Source organism: Streptobacillus ratti, from assembly GCF_001891165.1.
Classification (GTDB): domain Bacteria; phylum Fusobacteriota; class Fusobacteriia; order Fusobacteriales; family Leptotrichiaceae; genus Streptobacillus; species Streptobacillus ratti.
In genome coordinates, this window is sequence record NZ_LKKW01000030.1 from 1 (window position 1) to 17394 (window position 17394).

Below are 17394 nucleotides of genomic sequence, written 5' to 3' on the forward strand. Positions count from 1 at the left end.
CTATGTCCTCTATCTTTTTCTCTATTTCCTTTTTAGTATCATCTATCTTCTTTTCTAAATCTTCTTTTGTTTTATCTATTTTTTTATCTACTTTTTCTATTTCTTTTTTATTTTCTTCTTCTTTCTCTTTTATTGATTTTATAGCATCATGAATATTATCTTTGCCAGTATCACCAATATTACTCATAGTAAGTTTTCCAACTTCATCTCCACTTGTAGTTACATTAGCATTACCACCTAAAATACCTTTAGTTGAGTTTATAAATTTCTCTAAAATACTATTAGTTGCATAAAGTTGTGAACCATTTATTGCATCTGTTGATGTTTTAGTTATTTGTCCTGCTGCTACATATTGTAACTGTCTTTCTCTTCTTTCAAATCCTATAGATACTACTGAAGTAGGTGTATGCCCTGCAAACTCTCCAAATGTTAAATCCCCTATTTTTACTTCTTTTGTTGCTGTTGCCTTAGTTGTTTCACTTTCTGATCCAAGAGCTACTGATTTTTCTATAGTTGCACTTGCAAGTCCACCAATAGCTACACTGTGATTTCCTTTAGAAGATGAACTTGATCCTAATGAAACAGATCCATATCCTAAAGATTTTGAAGTTGCTCCTATTGCTACTGAACTCATTCCCGATGCTTTTGAATCTATACCAAAAGATAGTGAACTTATTCCTGATGCCTTTGAATCAACTCCTATTGCTATTGAATTAATACCAGAAGAATTTGCTAATCTTCCAATAGATAAACTATTTAATCCACTTGCATTTGAATCTGTACCAAGTGCCATTGAATTAAGTTCACTAGCTTTAGCATTCATTCCTACTGTTATTGAACCCATACCAGTAGCTCCTGCTGAATCTCCTAGTTTTCCTAAGTTAGTGTCCTTATTCCCTGTATCCTTATTTTCCCCTGTATTAACATGAAAATATGTTTTATTTTCATTTTCAAGTTTCTTAGCTAGAGATTTTAATTGAGCTACATTTACTGCATCAGTATCATTTAATCCTGCTGCAAGTCCAGTTAATTGTCTTGTTAATCCATTTTCAGCATCTCCAATTGATAATTCTCCATATGTAGATCTCCACACTTTTACTAGTTTTGCATACTCTTTATATTTCTCATTAATTTTTTTAGTCTTCTCATCTCTTTTTTGAACTAAATCTGTTAATTTATTTTTTTCTTCATCTGTTCTTGAATTAACATCCTTAGCCATAATTTCAGATACTTCTTTCTGAAGTTTTTCACTTTCTTCAATCATAGTTTTTAATTCTGATTTTAAGTTTAAATATTTTGTATTATCTGCTTCTGATAGTTTATCTTTCATTTCAGCCTTTTTATCAGTCAACATATCAATACCATATCTATCATCTCTTTGTTTAGCTACAGAATTTGCTCCAAGTGCAATTGAGTATCTTTCTTCTACTTTAGATTTAGCTCCTAATGCCATTGCATTAATTAAGTTCTCTCCTACAGTACTTTCATGTCCTATAGCTACATTACTATGAGAATATACTCCTTTTGATGTTGCTCCATTTCCTATTACAACAGTACTACGTCTTGAATGTGTATTTTCTCCAATAGATATTCCTTTTCCATAACTTTCTGCACTTTTACCTATCGCTATTGAATCTGAATTAGCCTTACTCTTATACCCTAGAGCTATTGCACCTATTCCGTCAGTTGAAGTTTCTGTTCCTATTGCTATACCATATTTTGTTTGAGCATTTGCCTTATTTCCTATAGCTATTGCATCATCTGCTGTTGCTTTTGCTCCTGTTCCTATTGCTACAGCATTTTCTACTTCACTACTAATACCCATACTTGCTCCAGCATGAGCTCCAACTCCCATAGCTATTCCTTTTTTCCCTTTTGTATTTGCTTCATTACCTATTGCTATTGCTTTTTCACCTTCAGCTTTAGCATCTTTACCTTTTGTTACTCTTTCATCATCAGCAGCTGTAGATCTTAAACCAACAACCAATGGTTTTTCTCCACCTAATATACTGTTGCTTGTCCTAAGATTTTGTATTTCATTATCCATACCATAAGATAAAACCGAAATAAATGCTAGAACTGTAATTAATTTATTTTTCTTCATTTACTCCTTGCATAGTCGAAACCTAAACTATGCAGACCTCCTTTTTACATATTTTTCAAAATGTTTAATAAAAGTATACCTCACACTTTATATTTGTCAATAGTAAAGACCATATATTAGTTATTTTTTGCACTAATTGAAAATTCATTTTATATTCATATTCAGTAAGTATAATTTTAATATATTACCGTGAAAGGAGATAGTTATGAAAAAATCTTTATTTTACATATTTTTAATAGTGGGATTTAATATATTTGGAATTGATCAAGGAGTTAAATTTACTAAACAAGAAGCTTTAAGTAAGGCTATCTCTCATAATGAAAATGGAAGAGTTAATTCTATAGAGTTAGATTATATTAAAAATAATCCTATATGGAAAATTGAAGTTATATATAGCAATTCAAAAAAAGAATTTAAAATAGATGCTACTACTGGAAAAATATTATCAACTAAAGTTGATTATGATAAAAAAGTACAAGATAAAGATGATGATATTTTAAGTGTAAGTAATGTTAAAATAATAATATCTAAACAGATTAAACATCCAGTATATACTGAAATATATTTAGATAAAAAAATGGGGAAAAAAATATATGAAATTCAAGTTTTAGACGGAAATAATGAAATATCATTTACTATAGATGCACATACTGGAGAAATATTAGAAATTAAAAAATAGTTTTTTATTCATTTTTCATTCATTTTAAGAATGTACAATAAGAGTGTAATAAGACCTAGGTCTTAAAATAAGATTATATATTTCAAAAATAAGGGTGGTAGCTTATACATATACAAGAATAATCCTCATACTTCTAAATATTTGTTCATTAATTAATTTTATACTTGTATATATTTTGAAATGTTATTATAGGGGTTGGAAATTGAGAAAAGGAGTTTTGAAGATATATATAAGGTAGAGAAAAGATAAGTTTTGCTTATCTTTTTTTTGTATTTATGTTAAAATTAAAAAAAACGAAAGGATAACATATGAAAATACTTTTAGTTGAAGATGAAATCGATTTAAATAATATTATAAAAAAGTATCTTAAAAAAAATGGATATATTGTTGATTCTGTATTTGATGGAGAAGAGGCTATTTTTAATTTAAATGAAGCTTCTTATGATTTAGCAATATTAGATGTTATGCTACCAAAATTAAGTGGTTTTGAAGTTTTAGAAAAGATTAGAAAAAAGAATAATAAGACACCTGTGTTAATGCTAACATCAAAAAATCAAATAGAAGATAAAATAAAAGGTCTTGATTTAGGAGCTGATGATTATTTATCTAAACCTTTTGATTTTGAAGAACTAACTGCTAGAATTAGAGCTATTATTAGAAGAAAATATGATAATTTATCCTATGAAATTAAAATACATGATTTAATTTTAGATACCATGAAAAAAACTGTTATTCGTAATGGTGTAAATATAGAGCTTACGGGTAAAGAATATGAAGTTTTAGAATATCTAATGCAAAATAAGGATAGAATCGTAAGTAGAGAACAAATTAAAAATCATGTTTGGGATTTCTATTATGAGGGATGTTCTAATGTTATAGATGTATTAATTAAAAATATCAGAAAAAAAATTGATTTAGAGGGAGCTAAACAAATAATATTTACTAAAAAGGGGCTTGGTTATGTGGTTAAAGAGAATGAGAACTAAGTTTCAAAGAAATATTCCAATAACTTTAAAAGTTACTCTTTGGTATAGTACATTTATACTTTTGTTAATGATATCAAGTATAGTCCTTATACTAATACTTTCTTCATCTTTAGGAATGAGTGTATCTAAACAACAATTAAAAGATCATGTTGATGAGGTCGCTAAATATCCTGAAAAATTTGAAAGTTTTGAATCTGGGATTTTCTATATAAACTATGATCATTATGGAGAAATACTTGCTGGTAAATATCCTTTAGGGTTTAATCTTAAACTTAAATTAGAAGAAAATAGCATCAGGATATATGAAAAAAATGATTATAAGTTCTATTATTATGATAGTAAAATAAAAAATAGTAATTATTGGATAAGAGGAGTTTATCCTATCAATCATCTTGCACAAGATAGAGATAGAAATAATATAATTTTATCAATTTTTGCTCCAATATTTTTTCTAATCGTTGTTTTAGGTGGAAAAGAAATATTAAAAAGAGGATTTAGACCTGTTAAACAGATTTCAAACACTGCATTAGACATTACAAAAAGTCAAGATTTTTCTAAACGTATTGAGATTGAAGATGGTAGTGATGAAATACATAAAATGGCTAAAACTTTTAATACCATGCTTGATTCAATTGAATCATCATATATACGTGAAAAACAATTTAATTCAAATGTTTCACACGAACTAAAAACACCTATTAGTGTTATACTTGCAGAAAGTTCTTATTCTTTAGAACATGTAAGTAACCTAGAAGAAGCTAAAGAATCTTTTGAGGTTATAAAAAGGCAATCTAAGAAAATGTCTGAATTAATTAATCAAATAATGATGTTATCTAAAATTGAAAATATATCTAATTTAGAATTGATTAATTTAAATTTATCTGATTTAGTAAATCACACATTAATTGATAATTCTATAATTTTTGAAGAAAAAAATATTAATCTTTCTAAAAATATTGAAAAAAATATTATCATATTTGGTGATAAAATTATGTTAGAAAGAATGTTAGATAATTTAATAAGTAATGCAATTAAATTCACAAAAGATAAAATTAGCATTAATTTAATCAATAAAAATGAGAAAATAATTTTAGAAATTATTGATAATGGGTTAGGAATTTCTGAAAAGAATATAGATTTCATATTTAATAGATTTTATCAAGAAAATATATCAAGAAATAAGGGAGAAAATCAAGGTTCAGGACTTGGTTTATCATTAGTTAAAGAAATAGTTAAACTACATCATGCTGAAATTAGTGTAGAAAGTAATTATATGAATTATACTAAATTTACAGTATGTTTTAACAAAATAGAATAGAAAATATAAAATCCTACTTTTAGAGGTTAATTAACTTTCCCTCATTTAAGTAGGATTTTACTTTATTTATAAATAATTTTATTAATTTTTAAAACTATGTATTGGTGCTGGTATTCTTCCACCTCTGTTAATAAATTCATCACATTTATATGGATTTACTTTCATTATTGGTGCTCTACCAAGTAATCCACCAAATTCTACCATATCTCCCTCTACCATACCAGTAACAGGGATTATTCTTACTGCTGTTGTCTTTTGATTTATCATACCTATAGCCATCTCATCTGCTATAATTCCAGATAAAGTTGCTGCACTAGTTGTTCCAGGTACTGCAACCATGTCAAGTCCAACTGAACAAACACAAGTCATAGCCTCTAATTTTTCTAAACTTAATGCTCCTATTTTAACTGCATCTATCATATTTGCATCTTCACTAACAGGAATAAATGCTCCACTTAATCCTCCCACATGAGAACTTGCCATTACTCCACCTTTTTTTATAGAATCATTTAACAGAGCCAATGCACAAGTTGTCCCTGGAGCTCCAACTTTTTCAAATCCCATAAATTCTAATACTTCTCCTATAGAATCTCCTATAGCTGGTGTTGGTGCTAATGATAAATCTATAATACCAAAAGGTACATTTAATCTACGAGAAGCCTCATTTGCAACAAGTTGTCCAACCCTTGTAATCTTAAATGAAGTCTTTTTAATGATTTCACATAATTCATCAAAACTCTTACCTTTAGATTCTTTAATTGCACTTGCAACTACACCTGGTCCACTTACTCCAACATGAACAGTTGCGTCCATTTCACTAACTCCATGAAAAGCTCCTGCCATAAATGGATTGTCATCTGGTGCATTACAGAATACAACAAATTTAGCACAACCAAAAGAATTTGGTGTTATTTCTGCTATTTCCTTTATTATTTCTCCTACAAGTTTTATAGCGTCCATATTAAGCCCTATTTTTGAACTTCCAAGATTAAGAGAAGAACAAATAAATCTAGTTTCTTTTAAAGCCTTAGGTATAGATCTAATAAATAGTTCTTCATTTGATGTCATTCCTTTAGAAACTAAAGCTGAATATCCACCTAGAAAATCTATTCCAACTTTTTTAGCAACATCATCTAAAGTTTTGGCTATTTTTACATAATCATCTATAGTCTTAGTACAACCTGAAGCAACTAATGAAATAGGTGTAATAGATACCCTTTTATTTACTATAGGGATACCAAATTCTTTACTTATTTCTTCTCCAGTTTTTACTAAATTCTTTGACAGGTTATATATCTTCTTATATATTTTATCACAAAAAACATCTATATCATCACTTACACAATCAAGTAAACTTATACCTAAAGTAATAGTTCTTACATCTAAGTTTTCTTTTTGTATCATTTTATTAGTTTCATTAATTTCAAATACATTCATAATTACACCCTGTGCATAGATTGGAAAATTTCTTCTTTTTGTGCATTAATTTGTATATCTAATTCTTTTCCTATTACATCTAGCCTTTCTTGTAATTGTGTATGTCCAATACTTGATTTAGTAACATCAACTATCATTATCATATTAAAATATCCTTCAAGTATAGATTGAGAAATATCTAATATATTTATATCAACTTCTGCTAAAGCATTACATATTTTTGCAATTATTCCTATTTTATCTAATCCTACAACAGTAATAATAGTTTTTTTCATGTTATTCTCCTTTATGTTTAATTTGAACAACCACAGTGTTTATCTAATAATTCAACTAAAGTTTTAACATGAACTCCTGTTGCTCCTAATGGTAAATATCCATTAGCTTTAGATAAAAATGCTGTTCCAGCTATATCTAAGTGTACCCAAGGTGTTTTATTAACAAATGATTCTATGAATAATCCTGCAGTAATAGTTCCACCTAATCTACCACCTGAATTTTTAATATCTGCTACTACTGAATTATTTAATGCTCTGAAATCATCAGAAGTAGGTAATTGCCATATTGGTTCTCCTGCTTTTTTAGATGCTTCAAGAACTTCATTAAATAAGGCTTGATTATTAGTTACACTTCCAGTATAGAATTCACTTAATGCTACAAGACAAGCACCTGTTAATGTTGCAAGGTCTATTATTTTATCAACTTTTAATACTTCTGCTGAATAATAAACTGCATCAGCAAGTGTTAATCTTCCCTCTGCATCTGTATTGTCAACTTCTATAGTTTTTCCAGCTAATGAACCTATAACATCACCTGGTTTATATGAATTTCCACTAATAGAATTTTCACAAGCAGCAACTACTCCATAAACATTAGTCTTAATATTATTCTTTGCTAATGAATACATAGTTCCTATTACAGTTCCAGCTCCACCCATATCACAGAACATAGTCTTCATTCCATCACTTGGTTTAATAGAATATCCTCCTGTATCATAAGTAATACCTTTACCTACTAAAGCTATTTTTTCTGAACTTTCATTATTATTTAAATATTCCATTATTATAAATCTAGGTCTATTTTCTGAACCTCTTGCTACTGATAAGAAAGCTTTCATTCCTATTTTTTCTATTTCATCTTCTTCTAAAACAGTAACTTTTACACCTAATTTTTCTAATTTTTCTTTAGCAAAATTAGCTAAAGTTTCAGGATATAAATCTTGAGATGGCATATTTACTAAATCTCTAGTAAAGAATACTCCCTCCATAGTATTAGTAATTTTAACTAATTCTTTTTTAACTTTTTCTTCCTTAGCACTATCTACAAAGAAATTAACTGTAATTTCTTTTAAATTAACTTTTTCAGACTTATATTTATCAAATCTATATTCTGCATGTATCATTCCCTCAAGTGCTGCACAATAAGTTCTTCTTGTACATAAACCATTTAATTTAGGTATATATATTTTTATTTCATCTTCTTTTTTAACTTGCATTTCTTTAGCTAATTTATAGAAAATTTTTCTAACTTTATCTATAGTTATTTCTTCTTTTTTACCTAAACCTATTAAAGCTACTTTTTCTTTATCTTCTAAATCTCTATAAATTAGAATTTCACTTTCTTTTCCTGAAAAAAGACCAAGTTTATTCATCTTATCAAAAACAACATTATCTACTTTTTCATTTTCATAAACTAACACTGCTTCTAACCCATTTTTAACATTTTCTAATCCTATATTATATTTCATATTTCTATCCTCTTTCTATATTTTTTCTACTAAATTTCTCGCATGGTCGCATACTCTTGTAAAATGTGATATTAAATCTATATATGAAAGACCTGCATGAATTTCACATTCTTGTGAATTTAATCTTTTAATATGATTTTTTCTTATTTTCTTTTCATATGAATATACTCTATTATGTAAATCTAATGCCTCAAATACTTTTTCTTTATCTCCATGTTTAATAGCTTCTATTGCACATTCTACCATTTCTGTTGATATTTGTAAAATGTTATTAATTTCATTATGTGCGTATTCTGAGAATTTTAAATTTTTTCTTATTTCATATTCAACATCTGTTAATATACCGTCAGCATGATCTCCTATTCTTTCAACATCTCTACACATATCTAAGTATATTCCTAATTCTTCTCCCTCTTTTTCACTTAAATTTTCTCTTGAAAGATCTGATAAATATTTTGTTATTTCTCTATCTAGTGTATTAATACCCTCTTCTCTTTTCTTTATTTCCAATGCAAGATTTTCATCATGAGTATGGAAAAATTCAACAGATTTCTTTAAGTTTTCTAAAGCAACTTCTATCATTAATAGCATTTCTTGTTTTACTTGTCCAAGTGCTATAGATGGTGTTTGAATTAATGCTCTATCAAGATATTTAACTGTATATTCTTCATCATTTTTATCTTCTTTTATAACTTTGCTAACTATATATGCTAAAACTCCTATGAAAGGGAATAATATTATTGTATTTAAAATATTAAATGTTCCATGTGCAAACCCTATAGTCAACTTAGGTGATAAATGTAAAAACTTACTCATTTTTTCTACAAAAAGTGTAAAAGGTGTTAAAAATATCATGAAAATTGTAGCACCAATTATATTAAATAGAACATGTGAAAGAGCAATTCTTTTAGCTGCTGAACTTGCTCCTATTACTGCAATTATGGCAGTTATAGTTGTTCCTATATTATCCCCGAATAATACAGGTAATGCTGCTCTTAAAGTAATTAAATTATCTTGATAAATATTTTGTAATATACCAACAGTTGCTGATGATGATTGAACTATCATAGTAAGTGCTGTCCCTATAAATACACCTAATAATGAATTATTACTTAAATTTATTGTTAAATCAACAAATGATGGTAAACTTCTTAAAGGGTGCATAGCTTTAGACATTAAACTTAATGCAAAGAATAATCCACCAAAACCAAATATTATTCTTCCTATATTATTAATATTTTTTCTATTAGTGAAAGTTAATAATGCTACTCCAAAGAAAAGTATTGGTAGTGAATAACGAGAAATATTAAACCCTATAATTACAGCTGTAAGTGTAGTTCCTATATTAGCTCCCATTATTATTCCTATAGCCTGTCTTAAAGTAAGCAATCCAGCTCCAACTAGTCCTATTGTTATTACTGATGTTCCAGAACTTGATTGTATTAAAGCTGTAACAAATACTCCAACAAGTACACCTAGAAATGGAGAAGTTGTATATTTATCTAAAATATATCTTAATTTTTCTCCAGCCATTAATTGCAATCCTTCTCCCATGTATTTTATACAGAAAAGAAATAATCCTAATCCTCCTAAAAATGTAAATATCATCTCTCTGTAATTTATAACTTGTGTCATTAATTTCCTCCTAAAGTATATTCGAATACATCTCTTTCAGTTTCATCACTTGCATGAACTTTAGCTATATATTTAAAGTTCAATTTATTAATTAATTTCATCATTGCTATATTATCTTTATGTATGTCTATTCTTACAACAAATTTAGAATCTTTTATAGAGATTCTTATTAATTTTTCTAAAAATTCTTTTCCTATACCTTTTTTCATTTCATTTTTATTTACCATGACTCTATGTATAGATGAATAATCAATTTCATTATTAATATTTCCATCATATGTTTTAAGATACATGGTATTAATTCCATAATTTAAAGATGCGTAAGCATAAATTTCTTTATCTTTTTCATATACATACCCTCTTTGAAGTTTTATATCTTTTTTAAAATCTTCTTCTAAAGGATAATTATTAGACCATTGATTTAAGCCAATTTCTTTTTGAAATTCTAAAGCTAGTTCTTTAATTTCTAATATTTTATTTATATCTTCTAATTTAGCTTTTCTAAGTTTAAATTTACTTTTAGAATTTTCTTTTTGCTTTATATTATACTTTGACATTAATTTTTCAATATCTGTATTGTTTATAAAAGCATTAATTATTTTAAATATATGTTTATCTAGTTTATTTAAAATAATGTTTTCTTCTTCAGTAAAATTTCCTAGAACATGTGATATTACAGACTTATTATTAGGTTTTCCTATACCTACCTTAACTCTTATAAATTCTTCGCCTATATGGGATATTATAGATTTTATTCCATTATGCCCAGCAGATCTTCCATTATTTTTTATTTTTATTTCTCCAACTTTTAAATCCATGTCATCATAAATAACTAACAAATCTTTTTTAGTATTTATTTTGAAAAAAGTAATTAACTCTTTAATGGCTTCTCCACTTAAATTCATATAAGTTAAAGGTTTTTGAAAAAAAACAGTTTCATTCCCAATTAATTCTTTTGTATACATACTTTTGTATTTTTCTTTTAAATTTGAAATATTATTAGCATCTAAATATTTATCTAAATAGATGTATCCAATATTATGTCTATTTTTTTCATATTCCTTATCAGGATTTCCTAATCCGACTATTAATTTCACTTTACACCTCTTTTCATTTAAAATTACACCTAATTTTACCATTTTTTCTATTTTTTTTCTATGTATTTTTTTATTTTTAATTGACTTTTATAAATTTCAGGGTATGAATATATTAGGAGGAGATATTATGGAGATATTAGTTAAATTTGATGATAAAGAAAAAGAGAAAATTTTTAATTATGCTAAATCTCATTCTCTTACTTTAGAAGAAGTTTTTAAAAAAGCTTTATTTGAAAAGATAGAAAATGAATTTGAAATATATTTAGCAGAAAAACTTTATTTAGATTATATGAAAAAAGAAAAAAAGAATAATGTCATTTTTAAAAATTTAGATGTTTAAATAAATAATATATATTTATATATATTCATATTCTTTATTATTATGTATATGAAATTGTGAATACTCTTTATTTATCATGCTTATATACTATTTTTTTCTGTGTTAAACTTTTAAAATTTTGTGAGTAATTTTTATGCACAGACTATTCTTTAGTTATTCAAAACTAACTATTTTTTGTGTGTAACTAAGTGCGAAGTCTTTTAAATGGTTAAATAATAAATGTGCTATTGTTTATAAAAAAAGTCATAAACATATTAAATACAAGCTTTGTTAATGTGCTTAACTTTGTGAAAAAGTGTATAACTTGTATTTTAAGACGGTTTAGAGTTTTTTTCTTTTACATAAAGGTGAGAATGTAAAATAAAAATGTTTTTTTTAGAGAAAAATAAAGTTGTGAATAAAAAAATTTTAGCTTGAAAAATATAGACTTTGTTGTTATTCACAATTCATATTTTTTTGTGAAAAAGTTATACAAAGAGTATAAACAGTGGTTTTATTCTGATTGTGAGTATGTGAATAACTCTTTATATATGCTTTATTTGAAAGTTGAAATAGATAATTTTTTATGTTAATATGTATTATAAAAAAGAAAGGGATGGATTTATTCCAAAGGTATGTATAGATGTTAGAACCAAGCAAATTATGGGAGGCTTTAAAAAAAATATTAGAGGATAATCAGATTAGTTTTTCTGATTATATTAATCATAGTGTTAGAGCTATAGACTTTAGTAATTCAACTTTATTATTACAAATTGATGATTATAAATCATATGTAGAGATAGAAAATATAAAATCAGAAATAGAGAAAAAAGCCAATCAAAACTATGGTGCATTGCTTGGAGAAATTTCTATAGAGCTTAAAAAGAATTTCAAAGATTTTTTAAATCCTAATACTGTAAATAAAAAAGATAGAATTTTTAATAATCTTAATAAAAAATTTACTTTTAATAACTATGTTATTGGAGATAATAATTTATTTGCATATAAATTGGGTATGGCTATACTTGACGGTAAGTTATCAAATAGTCCACTTATGATATATGGAGATTCAGGATTAGGGAAAACACATTTAGCTCAAGCTATTGGGAATGAAATGATAGAAAAGAATCCTGAAAGTAAGGTATTTTATACTACATCTACAGAATTTTCTAATGAATTAATTAAAAGTTTTAGTGAAAGAACCACTATATCTTTTAAAGATAAATATGCAGATTTAGATATGTTAATAGTAGATGACATACAGTTTTTTGAAAATATATTTGGTAAAGGTGATGATAAGATACAAAAAGAATTCTATAATGCCTTTAATACTTTGCATATGGCAAATAAACCAATAATATTAATATCTGATAAATACCCAGAGGAATTAACTAATGTTGAGGCAAGACTAATTTCAAGGTTAGTTTCAGGTGCTTTAGTAGAACTTAAGATGCCAGATAAAACATCAAGAATTTCAATAATTAAGACAATAATTACTAAAGAAAATATACCTATGGATCAAGAATTAATGTATTTTATAGCTGATGAATTAGAAACGAATATTAGAGAATTAGAGGGCTTTGTTAATACTATAGTTGCAAGAGCTAAATTGATGAATGAAGTAGTTAATAAGAAAATGATAATAGATGAATTAAATAAGAAGATAATTAGAAAAAAAAGTTCTATAACTTCTGATAAGATACTTGATACTGTTTCCGTTTATTATAACATTGAGAAAGAAGAAATATTAGGTAAGAGTAGAAAAGCTGAAATAGTAAGAGCAAGAGATGCTTCAAGGTATTTACTTACCAATATATTAAAAATAACTTTAGGCGAAATAGGTAAAATGTTTAGTTCAGACCATACATCAATAGTTAAAGCACTAGAAAAAATAAGGGTTATGGAAACAGAAGATCCTAGTAATCAATTATTAAAGGATATTAAAGCTTTAAAATCAAATATAGAGAGTTAAGAAAGATGACATTTTAGTTATCTTTCTTTTAAATTAAAAATCAAAGAATAAAAAATAGGGTAGAATTTCAAGAGATATTTTTAGATAAAAAAATAACTTAAAATGTATTAATAAGATATATTAACAAAATAAATAATATATATTTCCTAAATATTTAAAAGAATGATATACTGACACTAATTAAAAAATTAAAATAATGAATATTTAGGAGGAAAATTATGAAAAAAATATTGTCTGCTAGTTTAGCAGTTGCAAGTCTTGGATTTTTAGTATCATGTGGACTAGGAAAAGCTAAATCTGAATTAGGAAATGGTGCTGGAATTAGTTTAAAATTCCCTATGGAGTATAAAAATGATGGAATTGTTGATGAGAATGCAGAATATAAGGTGTCACTTGTAGTTTCATCACCTTTTAAGGGGCTATTATCAAAATTACATTATACTGATGGTTATGATTCAAATATATTATCATATATTACTGAAGAAATTTTCTGGACAAATGAAGATTTTGAAATATTAAATATTGAAGGTGGTATTGCTACATTATCATTAGATTTAGAAAATAAGAAAGTAATAGTTAAATTTAAAGAGGGGTTAAAATGGTCAGACTGAAACCCTATGGGAGCAGATGATTTAATCTACACTTTAGAAGTATTAGGACATAAAGATTATACAGGAATTAGATATGATGAAAAAGAACATGGTAAAATAGTTGGAATGAAAGAATACCATGAGGGTAAAGCTGATAAAATTTCAGGAGTTACTAAAGTTTCTGATACAGAAGTACATGTACAATTATTTGAAAATGATTCTAAGGTAGTTACTGGTGGAGGGGCAATATCTAGTATGAGTAGTTTACTTCCTAAACACTATTTATCAGATGTAGCTATGAAAGATTTAGAAACTTCTGATAAAATAAGGAAAAATCCTCTTTCAAACGGTAAGTTTATTATAAAAAACATAGTACCAGGAGAAGCAGTAGAATTAGTACCCAATGAATATTATCATTTAGGAAAAGTTAAAGTTGGTAAGGTAACAATTAAAACTATTACTCCACAATTAGTAGTAGAAAGTATGAAACAAGGAGAATATCATACATATTTAGGAGTTCCTGGAGATGCTTATGATAAGTATTCTAAGTTAGATAATTTAGTAATGCTTGGTAGACCATCTCTTTATTATTCATATCTAGCATTTAATTTAGGTCATAGAGATAATGAAAAGAATGAAAATATAATGGATAGAGATACTCCATTGCAAGATGTTAATTTAAGAAAAGCTTTAGCATATGCACTAAATGTAGATGAGGCAGCACAAGCTTTCTACAAGGGGTTAAGAACTAGAGCTAATGGACAAACTCCACCAATATTTAAAAAATTCTATGATTCAACTAATGTTGGATATCCATATAATCCAGAAAAGGCTAAAGAATTATTGAAAAAAGCAGGGTATGAAGATACTGATGGAGATGGATTTGTTGATAAAGACGGTAAAAAATTAACGCTTAAATTTACAACAATGGGTGGAGGAGATGTTGCTGAACCATTAGCACAATTTTACTTACAAAACTGGAAAGAAATTGGAGTTGATGTTCAGCTAACAAATGGAAGATTACTTGAATTCCAATTATTCTATGAAAAAGTACAAGCAAATGATCCAGAAATAAACTTATATGCTGCTGCATGGGGAGTAGGAACATCACTTGATCCTTCACAATCAACTTCAAGATACGCTGCATTTAATATGACTCGTTTCGTAAGTGAAGAAAATGATAAATTACTTGCTGCAATTTCAGATCCTAAGGGATTAGCAGATCCAAACTATAAGGCAGAGGCATATAAGAAATGGCATAAATACTACTTAGATCAAGCAGTAGAAGTACCTTTAATGTTTAGTTATGGAGTTTCACCAATAAATAAAGCAATTAAGAGTGCTAATTTATACACAGATAGTGCAAGAAATAATATATTTGAAGGTGTTACAGGAGAACCAGCTAAAGCTTCTAACTAAATATTTGTTTATATAAACTAAATCATTTAAAATCGATTTAGTTTTAAAAAGAAGAGAGGAAATTTTCTCTCTTCTTATTTAAAAAAATTTTATAGGAGATTTAATGAGAATAAAAAAAGAATACATTTATGTTGGTTTATTAATATTTGGAATGTTTTTTGGTGCAGGAAATTTAATATTTCCACCATTTGTAGGTAAAGAATCAGGAAGTTCTGTATTTATTTCAATGTTAGGGTTTGGTATTACGAGTACCTTTACAACTATGTTGGGGGTATATTTAGGATTTAAAGAAAATATAATGGGAACAATATATAGTAAATTAGGCATTAAATTTACCAAATTTATTTTTAGCTTAGCATGTTGTACTATAGCTATAATAGCAATTCCACGTGCAGCCTTAACTCCATTTACTATGATAATTACAGAATTAGTTTCTGAACCAAAAACTATAGAAATTTTTAAAATTGTATATATAATACTATTTTTTTCTATAGTATATTATTTATCATACAATCAAAGTAGAATATTAACAGTAATAGGGAAAATCTTAACGCCTTTATTACTAAGTTTAATATTTATCATAACTATCATGACTTTGACTACTCAAAAATTAGAGTTTTTAGTTCCAAGTAAAACATATCAAAATCTTCCTATATTAAAAGGATTTTTACAAGGTTATAATACTATGGATAGTTTAGGTGCAATAATAGTTGGTATAACAGTAGTAAATATTATTAAGAATAACTATAATTTAAAAAAAGAAGAATTAAAAACCTATGGTAAATTTGGTGTAACAATTGCAGGAATTTTAATGTTTTCAATTTATTTAATACTTGGAATTTTTGGAGCAGGATTATCTAAAAACTATAATAATGCAACTAATGGTGCAATAATATTAAAAGAAATAGTAAGATTATTATTTGGAAATTTTGGAATATTTGTTTTAACATCAGTATTTTTTGTAGCATGTTTAACAGCATGTATTGCAATACTTACTTTTACTAGTGAATATAACTATGAGTCATTTAGTAATATGGCATATAGACAATGGTTGAAATTTTTCATATTTCTATCATTATTTTTATCAATATTAAGTTTGGATACAATATTAAATATTTCAGTACCTGTCCTTTTATTAGTATATCCAATAATATTATCTATATTAGTGTTGGAAATAATAAATGAAAAAGATAAAAGGGTGTATAAAGGGACTATGATTTTTTTAATAGTTTTAAATACCATAACCCTAATTAATTCTATTTTATTTAAATTATCTGTAATTACAGATAATTTAATGAAATTACCTTTCTATAAAGATAATTTCTCATGGGCTATACCAACTGCTATATCTTACGTTGTATTAAAGATAATTTATGTGAGAAATAAGCCGATAAATCAACATTAATTAATATTTTTTACACATCAACTTCATTGACAAAATTAGTTATGTAGGGGTATAATGTTAATAAGAATATGTGTATAAAATAGGAGAATAATTTATGAAGAAAATATTATCAATTTTACTATTGGTAGGATTAACATCATTTTCGGCAAAAGTAACAGGACCTAGGTATAAGGTAGATGGAGCATTTAGTGCTGTTCCACTTTTACTTCCAGAAAGAGGTAGTTTTGTAAAAATAGATGTAGGAATTTCTACATCAGTTTCATTTTTGCCTGAATGGAAAGCTCAAATTAATAAGGATTTTGATATTACATTTGGACCTAAATTTATAGCAAATCTAACGACTACAATAAAACATGATAAAACTGAAGTCTTTCCTAACGCATCTTTGGGAGTAGAAGCATCTTTTAACTATAAACTAAGAGAAAATCTTAAAATATATACTGCTTTAGAAACTGGATTAGGAGTAGGACCAAATATAGAAATAACTAATAAAGATAAAACTGTTGAGGCAAAACCAGCAATTATTGTTAAATTAGCAGGGGGTGCCAAAATAAATGATAGATACAGTATTGGAGGATATATAGGATATGGAAAAGGGCTTATTGGAGTAGAAGTTGGTTATACATTTTAATAATTAGACAGTGCATGCGTGCTGTCTTTTCTTTTACATGGATATTTAGAATTAGAGG

General features: G+C 26.6%; 15 protein-coding genes. 9 read left to right on the plus strand and 6 right to left on the minus strand.

Annotated features, from left to right (window positions below; all coding sequences use genetic code 11):
• On the minus strand, positions 1-2104 hold a 2104-nt coding region (locus BT993_RS05565; RefSeq protein ID WP_072593597.1), incomplete at its 3' end, for a hypothetical protein.
• Between the two features lie 205 nt (positions 2105-2309).
• Between BT993_RS05565 and BT993_RS05570 the strand changes: the two genes are divergently transcribed.
• The 3 genes from BT993_RS05570 (at position 2310) to BT993_RS05580 (ending at position 5087) form a co-directional block, all read left to right on the plus strand.
• Positions 2310-2783 carry a PepSY domain-containing protein gene (locus tag BT993_RS05570; RefSeq protein WP_072593598.1) on the plus strand — a complete coding sequence of 158 codons (474 nt, stop codon included), beginning with the start codon at positions 2310-2312 and terminating at the stop codon, positions 2781-2783.
• 308 nt (positions 2784-3091) lie between these two features.
• Positions 3092-3769, plus strand: coding sequence for a response regulator transcription factor (locus BT993_RS05575; RefSeq protein WP_064609118.1), 678 nt, complete (start codon positions 3092-3094; stop codon positions 3767-3769).
• A complete protein-coding gene (locus BT993_RS05580; RefSeq protein WP_072593599.1) occupies positions 3744-5087 on the plus strand; it encodes a sensor histidine kinase in 1344 nt (447 codons plus the stop codon). The genes BT993_RS05575 and BT993_RS05580 overlap by 26 nt, the downstream gene beginning before the upstream one ends.
• 81 nt (positions 5088-5168) lie before the next feature.
• On the opposite strand, the gene BT993_RS05585 is transcribed toward BT993_RS05580, so the two are convergent.
• From BT993_RS05585 to pth, 5 genes are read right to left on the minus strand one after another with little or no spacing between them, the layout of a single operon-like run.
• A complete protein-coding gene (locus BT993_RS05585; RefSeq protein ID WP_208600513.1) occupies positions 5169-6524 on the minus strand; it encodes a PFL family protein in 1356 nt (451 codons plus the stop codon).
• Between the two features lie 2 nt (positions 6525-6526).
• The gene (locus BT993_RS05590) at positions 6527-6799 is read right to left on the minus strand and encodes an ACT domain-containing protein (RefSeq protein WP_072593601.1); all 273 of its coding nucleotides are present in this window, start codon (positions 6797-6799) and stop codon (positions 6527-6529) included.
• Between the two features lie 17 nt (positions 6800-6816).
• Positions 6817-8268: a leucyl aminopeptidase gene (locus tag BT993_RS05595; protein ID WP_072593602.1), complete on the minus strand. Its 1452-nt coding sequence runs from the start codon at positions 8266-8268 to the stop codon at positions 6817-6819.
• Between the two features lie 15 nt (positions 8269-8283).
• Positions 8284-9903 carry a Na/Pi cotransporter family protein gene (locus tag BT993_RS05600; RefSeq protein WP_072593603.1) on the minus strand — a complete coding sequence of 540 codons (1620 nt, stop codon included), beginning with the start codon at positions 9901-9903 and terminating at the stop codon, positions 8284-8286.
• Positions 9903-11000, minus strand: coding sequence for an aminoacyl-tRNA hydrolase (gene pth, locus BT993_RS05605; RefSeq protein ID WP_072593604.1), 1098 nt, complete (start codon positions 10998-11000; stop codon positions 9903-9905). The genes BT993_RS05600 and pth overlap by 1 nt, the downstream gene beginning before the upstream one ends.
• Positions 11001-11127: 127 nt before the next feature.
• Here pth and BT993_RS05610 point away from each other — a divergent pair, with 127 nt between their 5' ends.
• The 6 genes from BT993_RS05610 to BT993_RS05630 all read left to right on the plus strand — a co-directional run bounded on the left by BT993_RS05610 (position 11128) and on the right by BT993_RS05630 (position 17336).
• The gene (locus BT993_RS05610) at positions 11128-11340 is read left to right on the plus strand and encodes a DUF6290 family protein (protein WP_072593605.1); all 213 of its coding nucleotides are present in this window, start codon (positions 11128-11130) and stop codon (positions 11338-11340) included.
• 622 nt (positions 11341-11962) lie between these two features.
• Positions 11963-13291 carry a chromosomal replication initiator protein DnaA gene (locus BT993_RS05615; RefSeq protein ID WP_072593606.1) on the plus strand — a complete coding sequence of 443 codons (1329 nt, stop codon included), beginning with the start codon at positions 11963-11965 and terminating at the stop codon, positions 13289-13291.
• 218 nt (positions 13292-13509) lie between these two features.
• Entirely contained in the window at positions 13510-13902 is a 393-nt protein-coding gene (locus tag BT993_RS07525) for a hypothetical protein (protein ID WP_244147553.1), read from the plus strand.
• Between the two features lie 6 nt (positions 13903-13908).
• Positions 13909-15300 carry an ABC transporter substrate-binding protein gene (locus BT993_RS05620; RefSeq protein ID WP_244147554.1) on the plus strand — a complete coding sequence of 464 codons (1392 nt, stop codon included), beginning with the start codon at positions 13909-13911 and terminating at the stop codon, positions 15298-15300.
• A 103-nt stretch (positions 15301-15403) separates the two neighbouring features.
• On the plus strand, positions 15404-16705 hold the full coding sequence (gene brnQ, locus BT993_RS05625) for a branched-chain amino acid transport system II carrier protein (protein ID WP_072593607.1): 1302 nt from the start codon (positions 15404-15406) through the stop codon (positions 16703-16705).
• Between the two features lie 94 nt (positions 16706-16799).
• The gene (locus tag BT993_RS05630; protein ID WP_072593608.1) at positions 16800-17336 is read left to right on the plus strand and encodes a hypothetical protein; all 537 of its coding nucleotides are present in this window, start codon (positions 16800-16802) and stop codon (positions 17334-17336) included.
• Positions 17337-17394: the final 58 nt, after the last annotated feature.

What these genes read in the sequence shown, in the direction of transcription:
- BT993_RS05570 (WP_072593598.1), top strand. Translation starts at nt 2,310, where the DNA reads ATGAAAAAATCTTTATTTTACATATTTTTAATAGTGGGATTTAATATA.
- BT993_RS05615 (WP_072593606.1), top strand. Translation starts at nt 11,963, where the DNA reads ATGTTAGAACCAAGCAAATTATGGGAGGCTTTAAAAAAAATATTAGAG.
- BT993_RS05585 (WP_208600513.1), bottom strand. Translation starts at nt 6,524, where the DNA reads ATGAATGTATTTGAAATTAATGAAACTAATAAAATGATACAAAAAGAA.
- BT993_RS05630 (WP_072593608.1), top strand. Translation starts at nt 16,800, where the DNA reads ATGAAGAAAATATTATCAATTTTACTATTGGTAGGATTAACATCATTT.
- BT993_RS05620 (WP_244147554.1), top strand. Translation starts at nt 13,909, where the DNA reads ATGGGAGCAGATGATTTAATCTACACTTTAGAAGTATTAGGACATAAA.
- BT993_RS05610 (WP_072593605.1), top strand. Translation starts at nt 11,128, where the DNA reads ATGGAGATATTAGTTAAATTTGATGATAAAGAAAAAGAGAAAATTTTT.
- brnQ (WP_072593607.1), top strand. Translation starts at nt 15,404, where the DNA reads ATGAGAATAAAAAAAGAATACATTTATGTTGGTTTATTAATATTTGGA.
- BT993_RS05575 (WP_064609118.1), top strand. Translation starts at nt 3,092, where the DNA reads ATGAAAATACTTTTAGTTGAAGATGAAATCGATTTAAATAATATTATA.
- BT993_RS05595 (WP_072593602.1), bottom strand. Translation starts at nt 8,268, where the DNA reads ATGAAATATAATATAGGATTAGAAAATGTTAAAAATGGGTTAGAAGCA.
- BT993_RS05580 (WP_072593599.1), top strand. Translation starts at nt 3,744, where the DNA reads ATGTGGTTAAAGAGAATGAGAACTAAGTTTCAAAGAAATATTCCAATA.
- BT993_RS07525 (WP_244147553.1), top strand. Translation starts at nt 13,510, where the DNA reads ATGAAAAAAATATTGTCTGCTAGTTTAGCAGTTGCAAGTCTTGGATTT.
- BT993_RS05590 (WP_072593601.1), bottom strand. Translation starts at nt 6,799, where the DNA reads ATGAAAAAAACTATTATTACTGTTGTAGGATTAGATAAAATAGGAATA.
- BT993_RS05600 (WP_072593603.1), bottom strand. Translation starts at nt 9,903, where the DNA reads ATGACACAAGTTATAAATTACAGAGAGATGATATTTACATTTTTAGGA.